Source organism: Pseudoalteromonas sp. L21 (assembly GCF_021728035.1).
Lineage (GTDB): Bacteria > Pseudomonadota > Gammaproteobacteria > Enterobacterales > Alteromonadaceae > Pseudoalteromonas > Pseudoalteromonas arabiensis.
This window is the reverse complement of the sequence record NZ_JAKKCV010000002.1, coordinates 477,498-496,923: the sequence shown is the minus strand read 5'-3', so window position 1 is coordinate 496,923 and position 19,426 is coordinate 477,498. Positions and strand designations below refer to the sequence as shown.

17 protein-coding genes are annotated in these 19,426 nt (G+C 41.2%); 5 read left to right on the top strand and 12 right to left on the bottom strand.

The annotated features are described in order from the left end of the window. Positions 1–12: 12 nt before the first annotated feature. Positions 13–1,446 (top strand): coniferyl aldehyde dehydrogenase, encoded by a 1,434-nt coding sequence (locus L3V41_RS07450; RefSeq protein ID WP_237127462.1) that lies wholly within the window; start codon positions 13–15, stop codon positions 1,444–1,446. A 35-nt stretch (positions 1,447–1,481) separates the two neighbouring features. On the opposite strand, the gene L3V41_RS07445 is transcribed toward L3V41_RS07450, so the two are convergent. Further along, positions 1,482–1,919 (bottom strand): MerR family transcriptional regulator, encoded by a 438-nt coding sequence (locus L3V41_RS07445; protein ID WP_237127461.1) that lies wholly within the window; start codon positions 1,917–1,919, stop codon positions 1,482–1,484. A 143-nt stretch (positions 1,920–2,062) separates the two neighbouring features. After that, complete coding sequence (locus tag L3V41_RS07440) at positions 2,063–3,052, bottom strand: hypothetical protein (protein ID WP_237127460.1); 990 nt, start codon at positions 3,050–3,052, stop codon at positions 2,063–2,065. A gap of 315 nt (positions 3,053–3,367) precedes the next feature. Between L3V41_RS07440 and L3V41_RS07435 the strand changes: the two genes are divergently transcribed. Next, entirely contained in the window at positions 3,368–4,294 is a 927-nt protein-coding gene (locus tag L3V41_RS07435) for an NAD-dependent epimerase/dehydratase family protein (RefSeq protein WP_237127459.1), read from the top strand. A 10-nt stretch (positions 4,295–4,304) separates the two neighbouring features. Beyond that, positions 4,305–5,099, top strand: coding sequence for a type 1 glutamine amidotransferase domain-containing protein (locus tag L3V41_RS07430; RefSeq protein WP_237127458.1), 795 nt, complete (start codon positions 4,305–4,307; stop codon positions 5,097–5,099). A gap of 169 nt (positions 5,100–5,268) precedes the next feature. On the opposite strand, the gene ppiC is transcribed toward L3V41_RS07430, so the two are convergent. The 7 genes from ppiC to L3V41_RS07395 all read right to left on the bottom strand — a co-directional run bounded on the left by ppiC (position 5,269) and on the right by L3V41_RS07395 (position 13,459). After that, positions 5,269–5,547, bottom strand: a complete 279-nt coding sequence (gene ppiC, locus L3V41_RS07425; protein WP_055021968.1) for a peptidylprolyl isomerase PpiC — start codon at positions 5,545–5,547, stop codon at positions 5,269–5,271. Positions 5,548–5,610: 63 nt separating this feature from the next. Continuing rightward, positions 5,611–6,243 (bottom strand): lysoplasmalogenase, encoded by a 633-nt coding sequence (locus L3V41_RS07420; RefSeq protein WP_237127457.1) that lies wholly within the window; start codon positions 6,241–6,243, stop codon positions 5,611–5,613. A 60-nt stretch (positions 6,244–6,303) separates the two neighbouring features. After that, positions 6,304–6,678, bottom strand: coding sequence for a DCC1-like thiol-disulfide oxidoreductase family protein (locus tag L3V41_RS07415; protein WP_267135587.1), 375 nt, complete (start codon positions 6,676–6,678; stop codon positions 6,304–6,306). 26 nt (positions 6,679–6,704) lie between these two features. Further along, on the bottom strand, positions 6,705–7,727 hold the full coding sequence (locus L3V41_RS07410; protein ID WP_062567955.1) for a zinc-binding dehydrogenase: 1,023 nt from the start codon (positions 7,725–7,727) through the stop codon (positions 6,705–6,707). Positions 7,728–7,740: 13 nt separating this feature from the next. Beyond that, positions 7,741–9,147 (bottom strand): TolC family protein, encoded by a 1,407-nt coding sequence (locus L3V41_RS07405; protein ID WP_237127599.1) that lies wholly within the window; start codon positions 9,145–9,147, stop codon positions 7,741–7,743. Beyond that, positions 9,140–12,286, bottom strand: coding sequence for a multidrug efflux RND transporter permease subunit (locus tag L3V41_RS07400; RefSeq protein WP_062567956.1), 3,147 nt, complete (start codon positions 12,284–12,286; stop codon positions 9,140–9,142). The genes L3V41_RS07405 and L3V41_RS07400 overlap by 8 nt, the downstream gene beginning before the upstream one ends. Positions 12,287–12,292: 6 nt before the next feature. Further along, positions 12,293–13,459 (bottom strand): efflux RND transporter periplasmic adaptor subunit, encoded by a 1,167-nt coding sequence (locus L3V41_RS07395; RefSeq protein ID WP_237115612.1) that lies wholly within the window; start codon positions 13,457–13,459, stop codon positions 12,293–12,295. A 118-nt stretch (positions 13,460–13,577) separates the two neighbouring features. Between L3V41_RS07395 and L3V41_RS07390 the strand changes: the two genes are divergently transcribed. Continuing rightward, complete coding sequence (locus tag L3V41_RS07390) at positions 13,578–14,528, top strand: LysR family transcriptional regulator (protein WP_237127456.1); 951 nt, start codon at positions 13,578–13,580, stop codon at positions 14,526–14,528. A 4-nt stretch (positions 14,529–14,532) separates the two neighbouring features. Here L3V41_RS07390 and L3V41_RS07385 read toward each other — a convergent pair whose 3' ends face one another. Beyond that, a complete protein-coding gene (locus L3V41_RS07385) occupies positions 14,533–15,588 on the bottom strand; it encodes a GGDEF domain-containing protein (RefSeq protein ID WP_237115614.1) in 1,056 nt (351 codons plus the stop codon). Positions 15,589–15,808: 220 nt separating this feature from the next. Then, positions 15,809–16,654 (bottom strand): DUF6279 family lipoprotein, encoded by an 846-nt coding sequence (locus L3V41_RS07380; RefSeq protein ID WP_237127455.1) that lies wholly within the window; start codon positions 16,652–16,654, stop codon positions 15,809–15,811. Positions 16,655–17,190: 536 nt separating this feature from the next. Here L3V41_RS07380 and L3V41_RS07375 point away from each other — a divergent pair. After that, positions 17,191–17,916 (top strand): tetratricopeptide repeat protein, encoded by a 726-nt coding sequence (locus L3V41_RS07375; protein WP_062567961.1) that lies wholly within the window; start codon positions 17,191–17,193, stop codon positions 17,914–17,916. A gap of 16 nt (positions 17,917–17,932) precedes the next feature. On the opposite strand, the gene L3V41_RS07370 is transcribed toward L3V41_RS07375, so the two are convergent. Next, a complete protein-coding gene (locus L3V41_RS07370) occupies positions 17,933–19,330 on the bottom strand; it encodes a coniferyl aldehyde dehydrogenase (RefSeq protein ID WP_237127598.1) in 1,398 nt (465 codons plus the stop codon). Positions 19,331–19,426 lie beyond the last annotated feature (96 nt).

Below are 19,426 nucleotides of genomic sequence, written 5' to 3'. Positions count from 1 at the left end.
TTAAGGTAAAATATGATTGATCCCTTATCTTTCGCGTCAAAAGAGAGTATGGACGCAACATTATCGAAGCAACGTGAAGCTTTTTTGAAAAGCCCGGCTACGACTATTCGTAAGCGGAAGGCTGATTTAAAAAAATTGAAAGCTGCAATATTAGCGTATAGAGAGCCTTTAAAGGCTGCCGTGAGTGAAGACTTTGGTTATCGCTCCTCCCATGAAACAGACGTTTTAGAATTCTTTGGCATCATTCAATCCATCGATTACATGATCAAGAATTTACGTAAATTTATGAAACGGGAACATAGGCACGTCGGGCTTTTTTTCCGTGCAGGTAAGACGTATGTTGATTACCAGCCTAAAGGTGTAATTGGTATTATGGCACCTTGGAATTATCCCCTTTCTCTTACGTTAATCCCGCTTGCCACCGCACTTGCGGCAGGTAATAGGGCAATGGTAAAACCATCAGAACTCACTCCACGAACAAGCAATCTCATCAAGCAATTAATTGAAGGGGTGTTTGAGCCTGAGGAAGTGGCTGTCATTATTGGTGGCGCAGATGTCGGTGCTGAGTTTAGCCGTCAATCATTTGATCATTTGCTTTTTACTGGTAGTACAACAGTGGGTCATAAAGTGATGAAAGCAGCCAGCGACAATCTGGTTCCACTTACCTTGGAATTGGGTGGTAAAAGTCCCACAGTTATCGCGAAAGGCCAAGTAAAGCAAAAAACAATGCAAAGATTAGTGTTTGGAAAGTTATCAAATGGGGGCCAGACATGTGTTGCTCCTGACTACGCACTTATTCACGAGCAGGATTTAGATACATTCGTGACTCAGTTTTCAGATACTGTTAGTAAATTCTATCCTGATGGCCCAACAGGTAAAGATTACACCTCAATCGTGAATGACAGGCACAAACAGCGGCTAATCGGGTTAATTGAAGATGCTCGACACCGTGGCGCTAAGATTGTTGAGGCGGGGTTACTGCCTGAAAGTGCGAATGACCGGATTAGAACGATTGCTCCCACGCTAGTCATTAACCCTGACGATAACTCTGCAATAATGCGAGAAGAAATATTTGGGCCTCTATTGCCAGTAAAAACTTATCGTACAATGCAAGAGGCTATCGATTATATTAATGCTAGGCCACGCCCTCTGGCGCTTTATTATTTTGGAGAAAAGGATTCAGACTGTAAAAAGCTTTTGAGCAACACAACATCGGGTAACGTAGGGATCAACAATACATTGATGCATGTTGCTCAAGACGATCTGCCATTTGGAGGAATTGGCCCAAGTGGAATGGGCGCTTATCATGGCATTGAAGGCTTTAAATCAATGAGTCATGCAAAGGGAACCTATGAACAAAGTTATTGGAATTTCGCTGATCTACTTCGTGCTCCATTTGGTAAATTTGCAGATATTGCTTTGAAACTGACTTTAGGTAAGAAGTAACGTCATTTCACCGTTTTGCATTAGCTCGGAGAAGCTTACTTTTTGGTTTTGCTATCTGAGCTGGCGCTTTTACCTAAACCTATTTGAGATATTACGCGTTTGGCATTATCTGCACAGTCAATATCGTCAGGTTTTTCTTCTATTTCAGCAAGAATGCTTTTTAATTGCTGTTTATTTTCGGCAAGCTTCTTTTCTAAATCTTCAATATCAACAAGCTTTTGATGAAGTGCGTCCAACAGATTGTCGTGCTGCCAGTGTTCTAAATCCGCAGGCAGTAGCTTACGCAATTCATCCAAACTAAATCCTGCTTTTTGACCATTGGAAATGAGGTTCAAAATCACCTCTGCTTCTGGCGGATAAGTACGATAGCCGTTGGCAGAGCGTTTTACCAGTCTCAATAATCCTATGTCTTCGTAGAAACGAATTTTAGATGTCGCTAAGCCAGTCCTTTTCGAAAGTTCACCAATTTTCATAATATTTATTTACCACGATGCTATTTATTCAAGTTAACTTTAGCTTAAAGGTATTTAAAAGCTACTGAGTTCTGTTCATACATTACGAAATGATTAAGCCATTCAGTTGTGACCCAAATGGCATCATAGTATTCGTGCATCACTTACTTTAATGGTTTAGGAGTATACAAGGCACTTTGAAAGTCAGGGACGTATTCGTACTTTACCATTTCGCCTAAATCTAGGGATTTGATGTACTCCGAAAAACTACCATTACTCAACGTCAATTGGATGGCATCGTCATCCATTGTTGAGCCATGAGAAAGCTGGCGAGAAACAGCGTAACCGGAAATAAGTTTTCCCTGTGCATCCACATTGGTAAAGCTGTTCGTTACAAAGTCCTCATTAGACGACAGGTCTTTCAACTTTTCGCCTTGAATAGCGAAATCCATTTTTCCAGTCTCTTTGTCGAAGATTTCAAAGCGAATAGCCTTGTTGCTTTGGCTGTAATTAATTTGTGTTAACCATTTTGGCAGGTTATAGCCCACCACACCGCGTACTCTTGCAAGTTCTGTATCAACGGGAAGCTTTAAAACGTAGCCCCAATAGTCTTTGGAAATCGATTGCCCCATCAATGTAAATGGCCCCCAGCTTGAATCGCTTGGTTTGCTGGTTATGATTGAAAGAGCAATTTCGTTGTAGCTGTCATTGTCACAATAGTGATATGCGTATGCTGTTAACGCCACCAAACCTCTTCCCGGCCAAACTTGTAATGGTTCTACGCTTTCCAACACCTTTGCTGGCATGAGTGCTTTAAGGCGATCTAAATCAGCAGTATAAACAGCTGTAATACGGCTATTTTCATAGTAAAAATTAGGAGAATAAGTTTCAAACCCAGCATCCACTTTTGTTTTCTGAATCCCTTCAAACCAGCTTAAATCAACATCTGGCGCTTCATCTCGTATAACAGATAAAGGAGGATTAGAGCGAAATCGGTCATATAGTCCTCCTTTAGTCACAGGAACTTCGTGACCCGCAATATCAATGATAGATACATCTTTTTTGTTTTTTTCAGTCGCGCTTTGCACGCTCACTGAACTTATTAACAATCCGACCCCAATTCCAACAACTTTTACCACTTGTTTTGTGTTCATTATGCTTACCTCAAGCTTTGAATTACTAAATTGTTTTTTGGTGTTGACCAAAATCATCTATCTGCAATAACTGTTGTTAAAGGCTCTCAAGGAGCTACTCTTACTTCAAAAAACAAACCGTAATCAGAAAGAAACTAACGCGTTGAATAAGCCTAACCTTAAACACAGCTTTAAGGTCAATATGAGAAACGAATAAATTGTGCTTGTGATATTAGGGTGGTGCAGATAAGAAAAAGTGTAAATTTAGTCATTGACATTAAAGTTAACTTTAACCTTATGATTCAATATATACGACATCCAACGAGGTAAATCAGTATGCAAACAATACTTGGGGCTAATGGTCAAATCGGTAGCGAGCTCGCTTTAGCACTGAAAAAAGACTTCACAGATAATATTCGGTTGGTAAGTAGAACCCCGAACAGAGTAAACGACACAGATGAATTGGTTAGCGCCAATCTTCTTGATGCTGTTGAAACCCAGAAAGCGGTTGAAGGCTCAGAAGTCGTTTATTTAACCGCAGGGCTACCAATTGATACGGCCATGTGGGTAGAGCAGTTTCCTCTAATGATGCGCAACGTCATTGATGCCTGTGCAATGCATAAAGCAAAGCTTGTCTATTTTGATAACACCTACATGTACCCTCAAACCAATGAATTACTCACCGAAGAAATACGATTTGAGCCTTATGGCGAAAAAGGCAGGGTCAGAGGATTGCTTGCCAAAATGCTGCTGGATGCAATGAATGAAGGCCGGGTACAAGCAATCATTTGCCGTGCGCCAGAATTTTATGGTCCCGGCAAAACACAGAGCATTACCAATACCACGGTACTCGATAAGTTACGCGCAGGCGAATCAGCTAAGGTATTTATCAGTGATAAAACATTGCGTACTTTGATTTACACACCAGATGCAAGCAAAGCAATGGCGTTGTTAGGGAACACATCTGATGCCTATGGCCAGACATGGCATTTACCTTGTGATGATAACAGACTTACCTACAAGCAGTTAATAGATATTGCAAGCGACATACTTGAAGCTAACAGTAAATACACCGTGTTAAAAAAATGGCAATTAAAGCTTCTTAGCTTTGTGAGTAAGCCAGTGCGAGAAACGTTAGAACTGTTGCCCCGTTATGAAGATGATAACTTATTTGTGTCAGATAAATTTAAAGCGCGTTTCCCTGATTTTAAGATTACCTCTTACAGAGATGGGTTGGCACAAACACTATTAGAAAATCGTTAGAGGTAAAGTGATGGATAGTTGGATTAAGATTGTTACTTTATCATTATGCATTAGTTTACTCTGGGCCTGCTCAGCAACAGGAGACCACATTTTGAATATTAATAAACAACAGACAAAAAAAGTCTTAATCATAGTGACAAATCATGAAGAATATCCTAGTCGTGAAGATAAAACGGGTTTGTGGCTAACAGAGTTAACGCACTTCTATGATTTGATAATCGCCGCTGGCTTCAGTGTAGATATTGCCAGCCCAGTAGGTGGTAACACACCGCTTGATGATAGAAGCTTAGGTTGGTTGTATATGGATAAATCGGCTAAAAGTCATTTAAACGATCCTGATTTCAAAACTATGCTTACAAACACACATGATGCTAGAAATCTAACCTCAGACGATTATTTTGCTATCTATTTTGCCGGAGGACACGGAACAATGTGGGACTTCAGAAACAATAAGGATTTAAAGCGCCTTGCCGAAGGCATATATAACCAAGGCGGATATATTACATCTGTTTGTCATGGAGCCGCTGCATTATTAAATCTTGAATCATCAGAGGGAACACCGCTGATTGCCGGGAAGCTCATTACGGGCTTTTCAAATACAGAAGAGTGGCTGGCGGGCTTAACAGGCGAAGTTCCGTTTTCGCTTGAAGATGAACTGGTTGCTTTGGGTGCAAGTTATAATAAGAAGTTTATACCTTTTACTTCTTATGCAATTGCTGATGGCAGATTGATTACAGGGCAAAACCCGAATTCAAGCAAAGTGGTAGCAAAAGAGTTATTACGGAAGCTACAGAGTGGATTGTAAAGCCCCCAAGTAATTTATATTTATAAGATTAATTCAATCGAAAGGCCGCATACATGTACACCTTTCATTCAAAACCCAGCTGAGTGAATAGCTACTTTTTTAACAAAGCTGTCCTCAGTACGTAGCTCGTTTCTGTCCAAAAATGAGTTAAAAACCTAAGACTTTAACTTTACGTTCTATACAGCACTTTAATTACATGCCAACCAAAGCGCGTTTTCACTAGATGTGGCTCTAAGATTTCGCCGCTGAATGCTACTTTGTCAAACTGTGGCACCATTTGACCACGTCTAAATTCACCCAAGTCACCGCCTTTTTTACCCGACGGACAGGTTGAATGTTTCTTAGCTAAAGTTTGAAATTTAGCACCCTTTTTAAGTTGCTTGATAATGTCTTCAGCTTGTTCTTTGTGTTTAACTAAAATGTGCAGTGCGTGCGCTGTATTTGCCATGGGAGATCTCAAAAATTTAAACGCGCGTATTTTATCACGGCTAAGCTAACACAGCCACAAAGCCTATTGGCTTTTGTCTGTAGCTTGTAAAAAACCTTTCACTAAACAAAATTGTGCTAAATAATAACTACACATAATAGCGATATCAGCGTAAGAAAAGGGCATATAAAAACGATTCAAAGCCAATATTGAGTCAGATATGACAAAAACCGCCCCACCTAATACTAAGAAGCCGTTCGATTTATCTGTCATCCAAGTAAGGCTTGCCATTGTCATCAAAACAATCGTATAGAAAACCACAGGGATAAGCATTTCATTTAAAGTGGGATACAATAAGCAAAATACCCCTATCGCTAAAAATAAATAAAGTAGCAACACATCAGTGCGGTACTTTTTAACGGGTAGCATTGTGATGATGTAAAATAAGTGACTAACAAAGAATGCAGCTAAACCGCCTATAAACAGTTGCCCTGTATCAAGGGCTAGCAGTACATCCCCTAGCACTGAAAAACTAAGAGCTAATAATAAAGTAATAACAGTACGACTTTGAAATTGCTCTCGATATTTAACTACCATCACAATTAAAAAGAGTATTGGCATTGCTTTTAATAGCGCAGTAATAGCTTGTGGAAGCGCAGGTTGTAACATCAATAGAGCGATGTAAAACGTTGCTAAGAGTAAATAGAGAATGTTCATTTTTTGTTATTGTTGTTGTTCGTTCCCAATAACGACAATAGCAAGCTTTAAATAAAAAGTTTATAGAAAATGCTGTTTTTGTTTTTCAGTCAGCAATCTGCACTGTGTTTGCTTTCCAAAGAATCGGTACCGGTTACGACCAACCCAATCATAAAAACGATCACGCAAGCCTTTTGGGATTAGATAAAACACTTTAGCAAGGGAAAATGGAAAACCTAATTTAGTGGCAATAAATAACACAGCATCACTTTGTTTATACCGCTGGTTTTTATCAATCACTAACATTGAGGAAAGTGGATCGTCAACTTGATGCGCCTTTAATAAATGTTCACCTTTGTCACTTTGGATCGGGCAAAGTTTAAAAGTCATACTTTTATCAAAGCGAAGAATAAAGCGCACACAAAAATGGCACAGGTTGCACTGACCATCAAACAAGATAATTGGGTTACTCGTTCGCAAACCTAACCACTTACTTGTACAACTTGTTTGCCAGTTAAGCCACCAGCAAGTTGTTTATTTAATGCAGTTGAAACAGCTTCAGCGGTAAAATCTACAGCATGAATTTGCGGCAATTTGATCTCGCCTCTAGCTGCATTATCAAGTAATAAATTACCCATAAAACTCAGCCTTTGCTGAGCACATAAGCTATTTGCAAGCCACGCACCGCCTAAAGACACAATGCCAATGTTAGGTGCACGCCTGAACATGAGCTCTTGTTCAAATTTAGGTAGTTCATTTAAACACGCAATGTGGCCACAAAAACGCATTAACTCAACGTTACGAATGGTGGTATCGCCACCAATACAGTCAAGCACGGCATCAAAACCTTGGGGGCCAAGCTCACGACGAATTTTATCTTCAAGTTTTGGGTCTTTGTAATCAAACACCACATCAGCACCTAGTTGCTTAAGTAACTTATGATTGTGTTTGCTGGCAGTGGTAAATACAGTTGCCCCACGTTGCTTAGCAAATTGAATAGCAAACTGACCTACCCCCCCTGCGCCTGCATCAATAAACAGTGAATCCCCTTCGCTTAGCTGCAATTTATCAAGGGCAATTAATGCCGTCATACCTGAACACGGTAAAGTTGCAGCATCACACGGTGAGACGTTATCTGGCACAACCGACACTGCATAGTTTGGCACTGTTGTGTATTCAGATAATACACCTTGGTCGCCAAGGCTAGCGTGCCACACAACACGTGCGCCTACGCCAGGAAACACACCTTTATTGGCATGAATCACAACACCCACAGCATCATGACCAAGTATATGGGGATAACTCCACTTGCAAAACCCCTGCTTTGCAAAGTTAGCATCCCCATGGTTTAAGCCCACATATTCAACTTTGATCAAAAGCTCGTTGCCTTCAGGGCAAGGGACTGGCACAGATAACTCCGATAACGCGATAGCGTCATTAGGCTCAAGCAGTGCTAGTGCGCGCATTGTTGAAGGAAGATCAGTGTTTTTTTGAATATGTGACATTTAATACTCTGAGTTAAAGGTTGTTTAGTTCAAAGCTCCAGCGACCATTAAACGCTTGATAAGCGCTCACTTTGGCCTGCAATGAAGCAATGGTTGAATCAACAGCATTTTCTTGCGCTATTAAAACATCCTGTCGAGCATCTAACAACTCTAAGTAAGGAATTTGCCCTTCTTCGTACATTGCTTGTGCTTGACCAAATGCTTTATTCGCATAATTAAAACGCTCGTCAGCGAAGTTCAACTGCTCACTTTGTTTGACTAACCTTTGCAGCGTAAGTTCACTGTCGCTTATCGCTTTTAACACTTTACTTTGGTAATCACTATAAGCCGCTTCACTTAAAAATTGCTGCGCATCACGTTGAGCTAATAATGCAGGATAACTCAGCAATGACCATTCAACTTTTGGCGTCACTTGCCATTGCTGTACGGTATCTTCTAAACCATTGCTAGTTAAGCTCACTACGCCTGCAAACCCTGCCAGACTAATATCGGGCAGTAACGCTTTGGAAGCTGCAACACTCAGTGAATAAGCCTGACTAAACTGATACAAGGCACTGGTGATATCGGGTCTCAGTGCCATTGCTTCACTGGCTTTATTAAACGACACACTAAATTCGTGGCTTAATAACTCAGGCTCTTCTATCAATGATATGTCACTTGCGAGTCGCCCTGTCAGTACCGCAAGGGTTGCCAAGTCGCGATATTGCAAATAACTAAGCTCAGGAATAAGGGCTTGTTGCTGCTTTAACTGAGCAAGAGTACGGTTAAGATCAAGCTCATTCGCAACCCCCTCTTCTACTCGGGCTTTGAGCACATCAATACTTTGCTCGAGCGCTTCGATTTGCATCTCGATAATAGCTTGCTTTTGCACATTACCTTGATAGCTTACATAGCCTTGCACTACGGCTGAAACCACTTCAACCTGTAATGCTCTGAGCTGTTCTGCTTGGTTGAGTGCCCCCGCATTGGCAGCATCGACTAACGCGGTAATTCGGCCAAACAAATCAAGCTGCCAGTTTACGTTTACCCCTGCGTTTGATTGGCGCGTAATTGCGCCATCTAAACTGCTCCGCTCTGCGCCTACGCTTAGGCTGCCCTGCGGATAATAATCCGCACGGGCTGCACCTAAACGGGCAATGGCTGCATCCAGTTGAAGTTGACTGGTTTTTAAATCGTGATTCATTGCTAATGCATCAGTCACTAAATTGTTTAACTGCGCTGAATCAAAACGACGCCACCAGTTATTTTCGCTCGCACCTTGGTTTTGTTCACCAATTTGTGTATCGCTTACAAATTGTGTCAGGCTCACTTGCTGCTCTTGCATATCGACGCTTTGAGCGCACCCAGTTAATACGCCAGCTAACAGTATTGCACTTAAAACTTTGCCTTGTTTAAAGATTGCATGAAGAGGCTTATGCATCATCTTGCTCCTTCTGCGATTTTTTCGTTACTAACATATAAAACACCGGGGTGAATAATAAGCCAAACACGGTGACACCAATCATGCCTGAGAACACCGCGTTACCCATTGCATGACGCATCTCAGCACCAGCACCTGTGGCTAAAACAAGGGGTACAACACCTGCTGTAAAAGCTATTGACGTCATTAAAATTGGACGAAGTCGTAAGCGACACGCTTTAATAATGGCTTCAAGGTGAGGCATTCCCGTTTTATGCTGATCTCGTGCAAACTCAACCATTAAGATGGCATTTTTACTTGCTAGTGCAACGAGTACAATTAATGCAATTTGCGTAAAGATGTTGTTGTCATCACCTACAAGCCACACACCTAACAAGGCCGAGAAAATAGTCATAGGCACAATCAAAATAATCGCCAGTGGTAGTCTTAAGCTCTCGTATTGCGCAGCAAGTACCATGAACACGAGCAATACAACGAGTGGGAAAACATACACCATGGTATTACCCGCTAATATTTGCTGATAGGTTACTTCTGTCCACTCAAACTCAATACCATTAGGTAATGTTTCTGCAAGAATTGCTTCAATCGCATGCTGTGCTTGGTCAGAGCTATAACCTGGCGCTGGGCTACCATTTAGTTCAGCTGTAGGGTAACCGTTATAGTGCATTACACGATCTGGGCCTGTTGTTGGCGTGACCGTTAATACAGAACCAAGTGGCACCATCTCACCCATGCGGTTACGTACTTTAAGATTCAAAATTTGCTCAGGATCTTGGCGATAATCAGCATCAGCTTGTGCATTAACCTGATAAGTACGACCAAACAAGTTGAAGTCATTCACATACATCGAACCTAAGTACACTTGTAAGGCGTTAAATACTTCATCAAGTGGAATGCCTTGAATCAGCGCTTGCTCACGGTCAATGTCTATATCCATTTGTGGCACTTGAATTCTAAAGCTTGAGTAAAGCCCCATTAATGCAGGGTCTTGCTGCGCTTTAGCAATGGTTGCTTGTAAGCTATTAAAGAGTGCTTCAAAACCTTTGTTAGCACGGTCTTCAATTTGTAGTTTAAAGCCACCTGTTGTACCTAAACCTTGAATTGGCGGTGGCGGAAATACCGCAACAAACGCTTCATCAATAGTCGCAAACTTTTGATTTAACTGCGCCGCAATCGCCATTGCCGACATACTCGGATCTTGACGCTCTTCAAAAGGGGCAAGCGGAGTAAACACAATGCCGCTATTAGGACTATTAGTGAAACCATTCACCGATAAACCTGGGAACGATACTGTGTTTGCAACACCCGGTACTTGTAATGCAATTTTTTCCATTTCTTGCACAACTTCTTGGGTTCTATCTAAGCTTGCAGCATCAGGTAACTGTGCAACAGCCACTAAATATTGCTTATCTTGCTGTGGAATAAAGCCACCTGGTACAGCGTCAAACAATTTTACTGTGCCACCCACAAGGGCAACATAGGCAACTAATACAATCACACTCATACGAATCAGTTTTTGCACCAGCTTTTCGTAGCCATTTGCACCTTTATCAAACAAGCGGTTAAAAGGTTTAAATAACCAGTTGCCAAATACACGGTTTAATAACTTCGTTAAGCGGTCTGGTTTTGCATCATGGCCTTTTAATAATAACGCTGATAATGCAGGCGATAGTGTTAACGAGTTAAACGCTGAGATAACCGTTGAAATAGTAATAGTTAACGCAAATTGCTTATAAAATTGACCAGATAACCCCGTAATAAAAGCCGTCGGAATAAATACCGCACACAGCACTAAGGCAATAGCGATAATTGGTCCAGTTACTTCTGTCATGGCGACACGGGTTGCTTCAAGTGGTGATAAACCTTGCTCGATATTACGTTCAACGTTTTCAACTACAACAATGGCATCATCAACAACAATACCAATTGCAAGCACCAAGCCGAATAACGATAAAGTATTGATTGAAACGCCAAGCCATTGCATAACAGCAAACGTACCAATCAAAGATACGGGTACTGCAATAAGCGGGATAACCGATGCACGCCATGTTTGTAAAAACACCACCACAACGATAACTACTAACGCGATTGCTTCAAGTAGCGTTTTAATAACAGCATCGATAGAGCCGCGTACGAAAATAGTTGGGTCATAAACTATGTCGTATTCAACGCCTGCCGGAAAGTCTTTTGATAGCTCTTTCATGGTTTCACGCACTTGATCCGAAAGCTCAATCGCATTAGAACCTGGGCGTTGAAATACAGGCATAGCCAAGGCTGGTTGACCATCTAGCATTGCTCTTAGTGCATACGTATCTTGGCCTAACTCAAGGCGTGCAACATCACTTAAGCGTGTAAGCTGACCTTGCTCACCCACTTTGATGATCACATTTTCAAATTCTTCTTGTGAGCTTAAGCGCCCTTTAACATTCATCAGAATTTGGAATTGATTACTTTTCGACGTAGGTTGTGCACCTAAGCTACCCGCAGCAACCTGTTGGTTTTGCGCGCGTAATGCATTTACCACATCCATTGCTGTTAAATCACGTGCCGATAGCGCATCTGGATTTAGCCATACCCGCATTGAGTATTGACCACCACCAAACATGCGTACATCCCCCACCCCAGGAAGACGCGCAATTTGGTCTTTGATATACAGGTCAGCATAATTGGCTAAGTAAGTCGTATCATGGGTCTTTTCTGGTGAATATAAATGCACCACCATGGTTAAATCTGGTGATGATTTTTCTGCTACAACACCTAAACGCTGAACTTCTTGTGGTAAGCGTGGTAGCGCACTGTTAACACGGTTTTGCACTTGTACTTGCGCACGGTCTAAATCAGTGCCTAACGCAAAGGTTACCGTTAACGTCATACGGCCATCACTGGTTGCTTGCGAAAACATATACAACATGTTTTCTGTACCATTGATTTCTTGCTCAAGCGGCGTTGCCACCGTTTCAGCTATCACCGTCGGGTTTGCACCTGGGTAACTTGCCGTTACAACAACTGTTGGCGGCACCACCTCTGGATACTCACTCACCGGCAATTGAAATAACGAGATTGCCCCTGCGATAAGAAAAATAAGCGACAGCATCGCTGCAAAGATGGGTCGCTGGATAAAAAAGTGTGAAAATTTCATTTTGCCCTACTGTTTAGCAACCAAATCTGAATGATTATTTGAAAGAGTGAACGCAATACCATCGCTATTAATGGTTACTGTGTTTGGTGAAATTGGCATACCAGGACCAACACGCGCAGGGCCATTCACAGCAATCACATCGTTTTCGTTTAGACCCGATGTAATTGCTCGTAAGCTGCCGTAACGCTCACCTACCGTCACTAATTTATATTCAAGAACATTGCCCTCACCCACAGTGAGTACAAAGCGATTTTTTAAATCTGTGCCAATTGATCGCTCTGGCACGATAACTTTTTCACTCACCTTATTGGCTGCAAGCTTAATGCGAGCGAATGACCCCGCGCGAAGTTGATGCTCATCGTTTGCAAACACAGCACGCACGCGAAGGGTCCCGGTAGTTTGGTTGATTTGGTTATCAATGAAGTTGATTTTGCCGTTAAAGTTAAAGCGAGACTCACCCACCTTTTGCATCACAACCGCTTGTTCACTTTGCGCTGTCACATCAGCAAATGACTGGTTCCAGGTGCGCTCATCAATATCAAAATAAGCATACATTTGCTGGTTTGATACAATGCTTGTTAACACGCTTTGACCTGCAAGCACGTTGTTACCTTTAGTTATATTGGCACGTGATACCACACCATCAATTGGCGAACGTACTTGGGTAAACTCTAAATCAAGTTCAGCGGCTGTAAGCTCGGCCTGTAGTGCTAGTAGCTGCGCTTCGCGTTGTCTGAGTGTTGATTTACGAGACTCAGCTTGCTCAGTTGAAATAGCTTTACGCTCGGTTAAACGCTCTGCGCGTTTAGCTTCGCTTTTAGCTTGCTCCAATGCAGCCTTAGCACTTTCGATTTGTGCTTTTAGGCTATCAACCACTGCTGCAAAAGGACGTGCATCAAGGGTAAATAGTAAATCCCCTTCTTTTACGCTGTCGCCTTCTTTAAAATTAATTTTATCGATAACACCCGAAACACGCGGCATAAGTGCAACTTCTTGTGGCGCTTCTAAACGCGTAGTATAGGTGTGCCAATTTTGTACTGGTTTAACAAGCACTTTTGCTACGTCAATAGGTTGTAAATGGGGTTGCTGCGCTGCTTGGTTGGCTTCTGTACCGCACCCTGCAAGCGTTAAGCTCGCAATGGTCACCGCCACTGCAAGAATAGATTTGTTCATCACGACTCTCCTGTTAATAGATTGGAGGCAATGTTACGGAACTAATTAGCGGATAAAAATGATAGATTTTTAAATTCATTAATGCCAGAATGGCACCAATGAAATTTAAGGAACTGCTATGGACACCACCAGCCGCTTACTTATGTTGCTTGAAGTGATTGAACGAGGCTCATTTGCAAAAGCCGCAGAGTCTAGGAATATAGACCGTTCGGTCATATCAAAACAAATTAGCCGTCTTGAAGATGAATTAGGTGTGCGCTTACTCAATCGAACAACACGTTCTTTTTCGTTGACTGCCGCTGGTGCTGAAATGGTAAAAAAAGCAGCTGAACTCAGAGATTTATTATCTGATACCGTCAGACTTGCTGAGAATTACCACCAAGAACCCCGTGGTACATTAAAAATTACCTCATCAAGTATTATCGGCAAACGGTATATTCAGCCCGTAATTAATGACTTTCAAAAACGCTTCCCGCAAGTTGAAGTTGAACTTCGTTTAGACGATAGACTGATTGATTTAGTATCTGAAGGCTATGATTTGGCTTTTCGTGTGGGAGAGCCAAAAGACTCATCATTTATAGCTCGGAAAATTGCCCGCAACCGGATGTTACTGCTAGCCTCACCTGAGTTTATTGAAACTTACGGCATGCCAAAGCATGTTGAGGATTTAAAAGAGCTGCCAGCTGCCAGCTATTCAAGTCCAAGTAAACGCGTTAGCGGTATTCGCTATCGCGATGTCAATGGTGATATTGTTGAGCAAAACATCAAAAGTGTCTTTCGCGCTAACGATGCCGAAGTACTTTTAATGAAAGCCATCTCAGGTAATGCTTATGTGCTTGCACCTGCATTTATTCTTGACGATGAAGTAAAACGTGGTGATTTAGTGCCTATTTTAACCGATATGGAATTACTCGATTACAGCGCTGTATACGCGGTTTACCCGCACAGGGATTTGCCAGTAAGAACGCGGCTATTCTTTGATGCGATGCGTGAATTCATCGGTAAAGATATCCCTATCTGGGAAGCGAATATTCCAGAGTTTGATAGCATGTACAAAGGCAGTACGTAGAATCTTAACTCGCTTTATCACACTTAGGGGCTTGCTGATTTAACTCATAGGCCGTTACAACCCTGTTTCGCCCCTGCTTTTTTGCCTGATACAGTGCATCGTCTGCACGTTTTATAAAGTTTTTAAGTGTTTGGTTTGGCATATAACAAGCAACACCAATACTAATTGTTAGGTTTATCGCTTGCTCATCAATAGTGTGGATAGTTGTCGATAAATTCTCTCTAAGCATGTCCGCAAACTCATACGCGCTTTGTGGATCGGTGTGGGGAAGGAATATAGCAAACTCTTCTCCACCAATACGGAAGATAACGTTTTTATTGATTCGCTCAGCAAAAAAGGCCGTAACATTAATTAACACACGGTCACCGACTCCATGGCCAAACTGATCGTTTATTTTTTTAAAATAATCGATATCGATCATTAATACATATGTACCAGGCTTATTAGCCAAGTCCACTTCAAAGTAGTGAGTCATTGCTAAGCGGTTACCAGCCCCTGTGAGTGGGTCTAAAAGTGCTAGATTTTCCAGTCGTTTTCCGTACTCCGCCCGACTATTTTCAAACGTATGAGAAACAGCCCAAATACTAATGTAAGTAAACGAAAAATTAAGTAGAAAATTAACCGTATGTAAAGGCGCTAAGCTTTGCTTTGTACCGAGAATAAATGCTTGAACCACTGCTACTATGAGCGAAAATACAACGCCATATTGTTTACCTAGCAACAAGTAAAATAAAATTGGCAATGAGCATGTCCAAATGAACAACAAGCTTTTAATATTACTAAGGTAAGTACCCAGTGTAACTAGGATTGTTAGGAACACACACAAGCTAAGTGATTGCCATAAATGGGCTGTACGTTTACGCGTGTAAAGGTAGGTGTGAAAACAAAATACCGCAAAACCAACTTCTAAAATACCAAGAAAGTAAAAGTGGTTCATAAATAGATTAAAAAAGGCGAAAATGCTTGCAAGAATGCCCAAACAAAATCCCATCCATTTAAGAACGTTATTTCGTAAAGCTTGGGTGCCACGCAATGCGCCAATATCCATTATTAATCTCATAAACTGTGTGATTGGCTAATTTTAACGCGAAACCAGTATTTTCGGAACATTTTTATTTATTGCAATAATCTATACCATCAACTAGTCAATAAAGAGTGATGATTATGAAAAAGAGCAACCGAATAGCTTAGCAAATGTTTATGGCATTCCTTGTTGCATCAGCTCACTAAATTGGGTTGCCAGTAAACACTAAACTACTTTAACTGGATGCGATGAAGGTTTAATCATCAATTAAATCGCTCACTTCTTCAATTAACTCATCAAACTCTTCATCAATGTTACGTCGTTGCTTCGCTGTGAGAGTGGCCTTTAATGCAACAAGCAGCTTCACATAATTATCAAGGTTTTCATCATCAGCCTTAATTAGCGCTTCACTCATATACAGGCTACGGTTATTAATTATCACCGCTAGGGCTTGGTCAAAATCTTCTGGTTTACTCTCTGCTGTAAAGAGTTTTTTTAGTGCATCCAAACGTGTTTGCTTATACTCAAGCCAGAGTAACGAGGTTTCAATTCGATCGTTGCTCGCTGTTTCAATTAGCTCTTTTTGTTCATTGGACAGTGTTCCGAGCCATTCTTTATAATTTTCAAGCTCCTCCTCTAAACGTTTCTTTTTATGTTCAGCAGGTGTTTTCTTTTGATATTCTTCGTACTCATCGTCAATGGATGCTTGGATAGCAGCAACAAATTCAGTGCGCTGTTCTATCGACAGCGAGTTTGCTAAATTGATCAGATCAGGTTCAAGCTTTTTGACTAACGTTTGCCAATGTTGTTTAGCTTGCAGGAAATGCTTTTTTAACTGTTGTAGATTAACATCAACATCAAGCATCGCCTTTAAACTCTCTAAATCTTTTTTGTATAAAGGCAACTGAGTTTCCCTGTGCCAATCTCGACTAGTTTTAACTATTTGCTTAAACTTGTCTGACTGCTCGGAGTTTAGGTCAACATAATCATCAATCCAAAAACCTGATAACCAACCAAGATTGTTATATGTGAAGCTTGGGGAGCAACCTAACGTGCCCATAACCAAACATAAGATAATGAGATTTTTTAATAAATTTTTCATAGGGCTTTTTCTAAACTTTGTTCTTAATTAGCACTTTAGCAAGTTAACGAGCTGTGTAAATATTATTCACCCAGTCTAAATGAAATTAATTGTCATTTAACTATTGACGAACACTTAAATCTAAGTAACAATCATTATCAACAACTTGGCTCACTTCGAAGTTCTCACAGCAAAATCAATGCCTATAAAGGATTGGTATTGACTCGCCAAGTTTGTTCAAGCTGTAACACTTGATTGTAAGTTGCTTCCTCGACCCAAGCATCGACATAAAACGTTACACTTTACTTGCTACATTGCTCATATCGGTGACGGTAGATATGACACGAAAAAGCCCGCAATGGGCTTTTTTTATTTCTTTAATTTTTCTGTAAAATCTGTATCTTAGGCCTACTTAGAATTTTTAAAGCTTGCCATTGCTGTTAAATTAGGCAATTGAGGTGGTTAGGTCTAAACTAAAAGTGATGTTTCGCCCTTTACTACGATGGCAATGCAATTATCAATAAAAATTGATATTTAAACTCATTTGGAGGCCGACTATGTTCAAGCCTAATTTAAAATCACTCATACTTTGTAGTGCTCTCATTATTTCACCTTTAGCAACAAGTGCTAGTTTCGAAGACGCCCAGTTAGCTGCGAACGAGGGGCGATTTGAAGAGGCTCTTCAAACGTATAATTACATGGCTGATAGAGGTTATGCCCCTGCTATGTATGAACTTGGTAAGTTATATGAAGGTGGTTTTGGTGTTAGACGTGACTACCATAAGGCCGCTGAGTTGTATCAAAAAGCGGTTAAGAAAATTCATGCTGATTCTATGTTTGCCCTTGGCGTACTCTACCAAGAAGGCAAAGGTGTGAAGCTCGATAAAGAAAAAGCAATTTCACTTTTTGAAATGGCGGCACAAAAGAATCACCCCGCAGCACAGTACAATTTAGGTGTGATGTACGCGAATGGCGAAGGTGTATTACAAGATTACCGTACTGCCATGAGTTGGTATCAAAAAGCAGCCGCAAATAACTTTTCGTTGGCGCAGTTTAATATGGCACTGATGTATTATGATGGCTTAGGCGTCCCTAAGAACCTAGAAAAATCATATATTTGGAATACAATTGCTGAATACAACGGCAATATGGATGCAAGTCATAGTCGTAAACTAGACGAGCGAAACATGATGCCGGCAGAGATTGAAGCAGCTAAAGAAAAGGCTGATGCTATTTACGCTAAAATTCAGGCAGGTCTTTATGCGCCTGATGGCCGCCTGTAGTGTCAGGTACTTGCGTCTACTGGCGCAAGTACATCCATTTTAATAGCTTAATTAATAATTTATTTTGTTTTAAAAGCATTGATGTACGCGGATTAAACTTCCCTGACACCAGTGTATTACGAGCGTGGCTAAAAGTCTTAAACCCCTCTATGCCATGATAATGCCCCATTCCAGACTCCCCAATACCGCCGAACGGTAGTTGATCCGCTGTTACCTGCATCAAAACATCATTAATCGCAAGTGTGCCACTTCGAATTGCCGCACTAAGATCAGAAATTACAGTCGAGTCATGACCAAAAATATACAAAGCAAGTGGATGCGGACGACTATTAATATAAGTGGTTACTTGACTAAGAGAGTCATAGCTCATAATTGGTAATATCGGTCCGAAAATTTCCTCTTGCATGACTTTCATATCATCACTTACTTGAGTGAGAATATGCAAACCCATTCGGTGCTTGAGTTCGTCAGCGGTATTCTCTTCATAAGCTGTAAACAACTGTGCGCCTTTTGACTGTGCGTCTTCTACATAGCCAGATAGTCGTTCATAATGTGCGCTAGAGATTATCGAGGTTAGGTTTTTTCCTTCAACACCTTGCTGATAATGTTGTTTATAAAGCTCACAAAGCTGCTGAATAAGTTGGTGCTCTAGGTTTTTTGGAACAAATACATAATCAGGTGCAACACATATTTGACCTGCATTATTAAGTTTGCCAAATAATAATGTGCGAGCAACGGCTTTAATATTCACATCATCAAGCACAACAACGGGAGATTTACCTCCTAATTCAAGGGTCACAGGGGTTAAGTGCTGACTTGCCGATTGCATCACTTTACGACCAACCGAGGTTGACCCCGTGAACAGCAGATGTGCAAACGGTATGTCACTAAATGCGGCGGCAATGTCAGCCCCCCCTTCGATGACAACACAATGGCTTGCAAGCTCATCTTTGAATATTTCTGTTAACTGTGCATTGGTATGGGGGGTAAACTCGCTGAGTTTTAGCATAACCCGATTACCAGCGGCTAAAGCGCTAATAACAGGCACAAGGGATAACTGAATAGGGTAATTCCAAGGCGCTATAACACCCACAACCCCTTTAGGTTGATATTGGATGTGGGCATGTGAAGGCCATAAGCTGATCCCAACAGAGCGAGATTCGTTACGTGTCCACTTGGGTAAACGCTTTATGGTGTCAGAAATCGCTTTGACTGTTGGTAGTAAATCTCCAAGCACAGTATCAAAACTTGTTCGATAGCCAAAGTCTTTACTCGCAGCAGCAACAAGCTGTTGCTCATTCTCAATCAACCTCTTTTTAATCGTTTTTAAGAGGTTTATACGTGTTTGTATTGGCAGGAAAGGTTGAGATAAAAAAGCGTTATTCAACTGCTCGAATTGATTAATCAACCCCATTTGAGTATTCGTCAAAATTGAACCCCTTAAAAGATTAAGTTCAGACTATAACCTTCTATAATTCTGTGGGCAATATTACACGTTGAAAAACAGCAC

What these genes read in the sequence shown, in the direction of transcription:
- L3V41_RS07430 (WP_237127458.1), top strand. Translation starts at nt 4,305, where the DNA reads ATGGATAGTTGGATTAAGATTGTTACTTTATCATTATGCATTAGTTTA.
- ppiC (WP_055021968.1), bottom strand. Translation starts at nt 5,547, where the DNA reads ATGGCAAATACAGCGCACGCACTGCACATTTTAGTTAAACACAAAGAA.
- L3V41_RS07380 (WP_237127455.1), bottom strand. Translation starts at nt 16,654, where the DNA reads ATGAAAAATTTATTAAAAAATCTCATTATCTTATGTTTGGTTATGGGC.
- L3V41_RS07385 (WP_237115614.1), bottom strand. Translation starts at nt 15,588, where the DNA reads ATGAGATTAATAATGGATATTGGCGCATTGCGTGGCACCCAAGCTTTA.
- L3V41_RS07405 (WP_237127599.1), bottom strand. Translation starts at nt 9,147, where the DNA reads ATGCATAAGCCTCTTCATGCAATCTTTAAACAAGGCAAAGTTTTAAGT.
- L3V41_RS07445 (WP_237127461.1), bottom strand. Translation starts at nt 1,919, where the DNA reads ATGAAAATTGGTGAACTTTCGAAAAGGACTGGCTTAGCGACATCTAAA.
- L3V41_RS07370 (WP_237127598.1), bottom strand. Translation starts at nt 19,330, where the DNA reads ATGGGGTTGATTAATCAATTCGAGCAGTTGAATAACGCTTTTTTATCT.
- L3V41_RS07410 (WP_062567955.1), bottom strand. Translation starts at nt 7,727, where the DNA reads ATGTCACATATTCAAAAAAACACTGATCTTCCTTCAACAATGCGCGCA.
- L3V41_RS07440 (WP_237127460.1), bottom strand. Translation starts at nt 3,052, where the DNA reads ATGAACACAAAACAAGTGGTAAAAGTTGTTGGAATTGGGGTCGGATTG.
- L3V41_RS07400 (WP_062567956.1), bottom strand. Translation starts at nt 12,286, where the DNA reads ATGAAATTTTCACACTTTTTTATCCAGCGACCCATCTTTGCAGCGATG.
- L3V41_RS07375 (WP_062567961.1), top strand. Translation starts at nt 17,191, where the DNA reads ATGTTCAAGCCTAATTTAAAATCACTCATACTTTGTAGTGCTCTCATT.
- L3V41_RS07420 (WP_237127457.1), bottom strand. Translation starts at nt 6,243, where the DNA reads ATGAACATTCTCTATTTACTCTTAGCAACGTTTTACATCGCTCTATTG.
- L3V41_RS07390 (WP_237127456.1), top strand. Translation starts at nt 13,578, where the DNA reads ATGGACACCACCAGCCGCTTACTTATGTTGCTTGAAGTGATTGAACGA.
- L3V41_RS07395 (WP_237115612.1), bottom strand. Translation starts at nt 13,459, where the DNA reads ATGAACAAATCTATTCTTGCAGTGGCGGTGACCATTGCGAGCTTAACG.
- L3V41_RS07435 (WP_237127459.1), top strand. Translation starts at nt 3,368, where the DNA reads ATGCAAACAATACTTGGGGCTAATGGTCAAATCGGTAGCGAGCTCGCT.
- L3V41_RS07450 (WP_237127462.1), top strand. Translation starts at nt 13, where the DNA reads ATGATTGATCCCTTATCTTTCGCGTCAAAAGAGAGTATGGACGCAACA.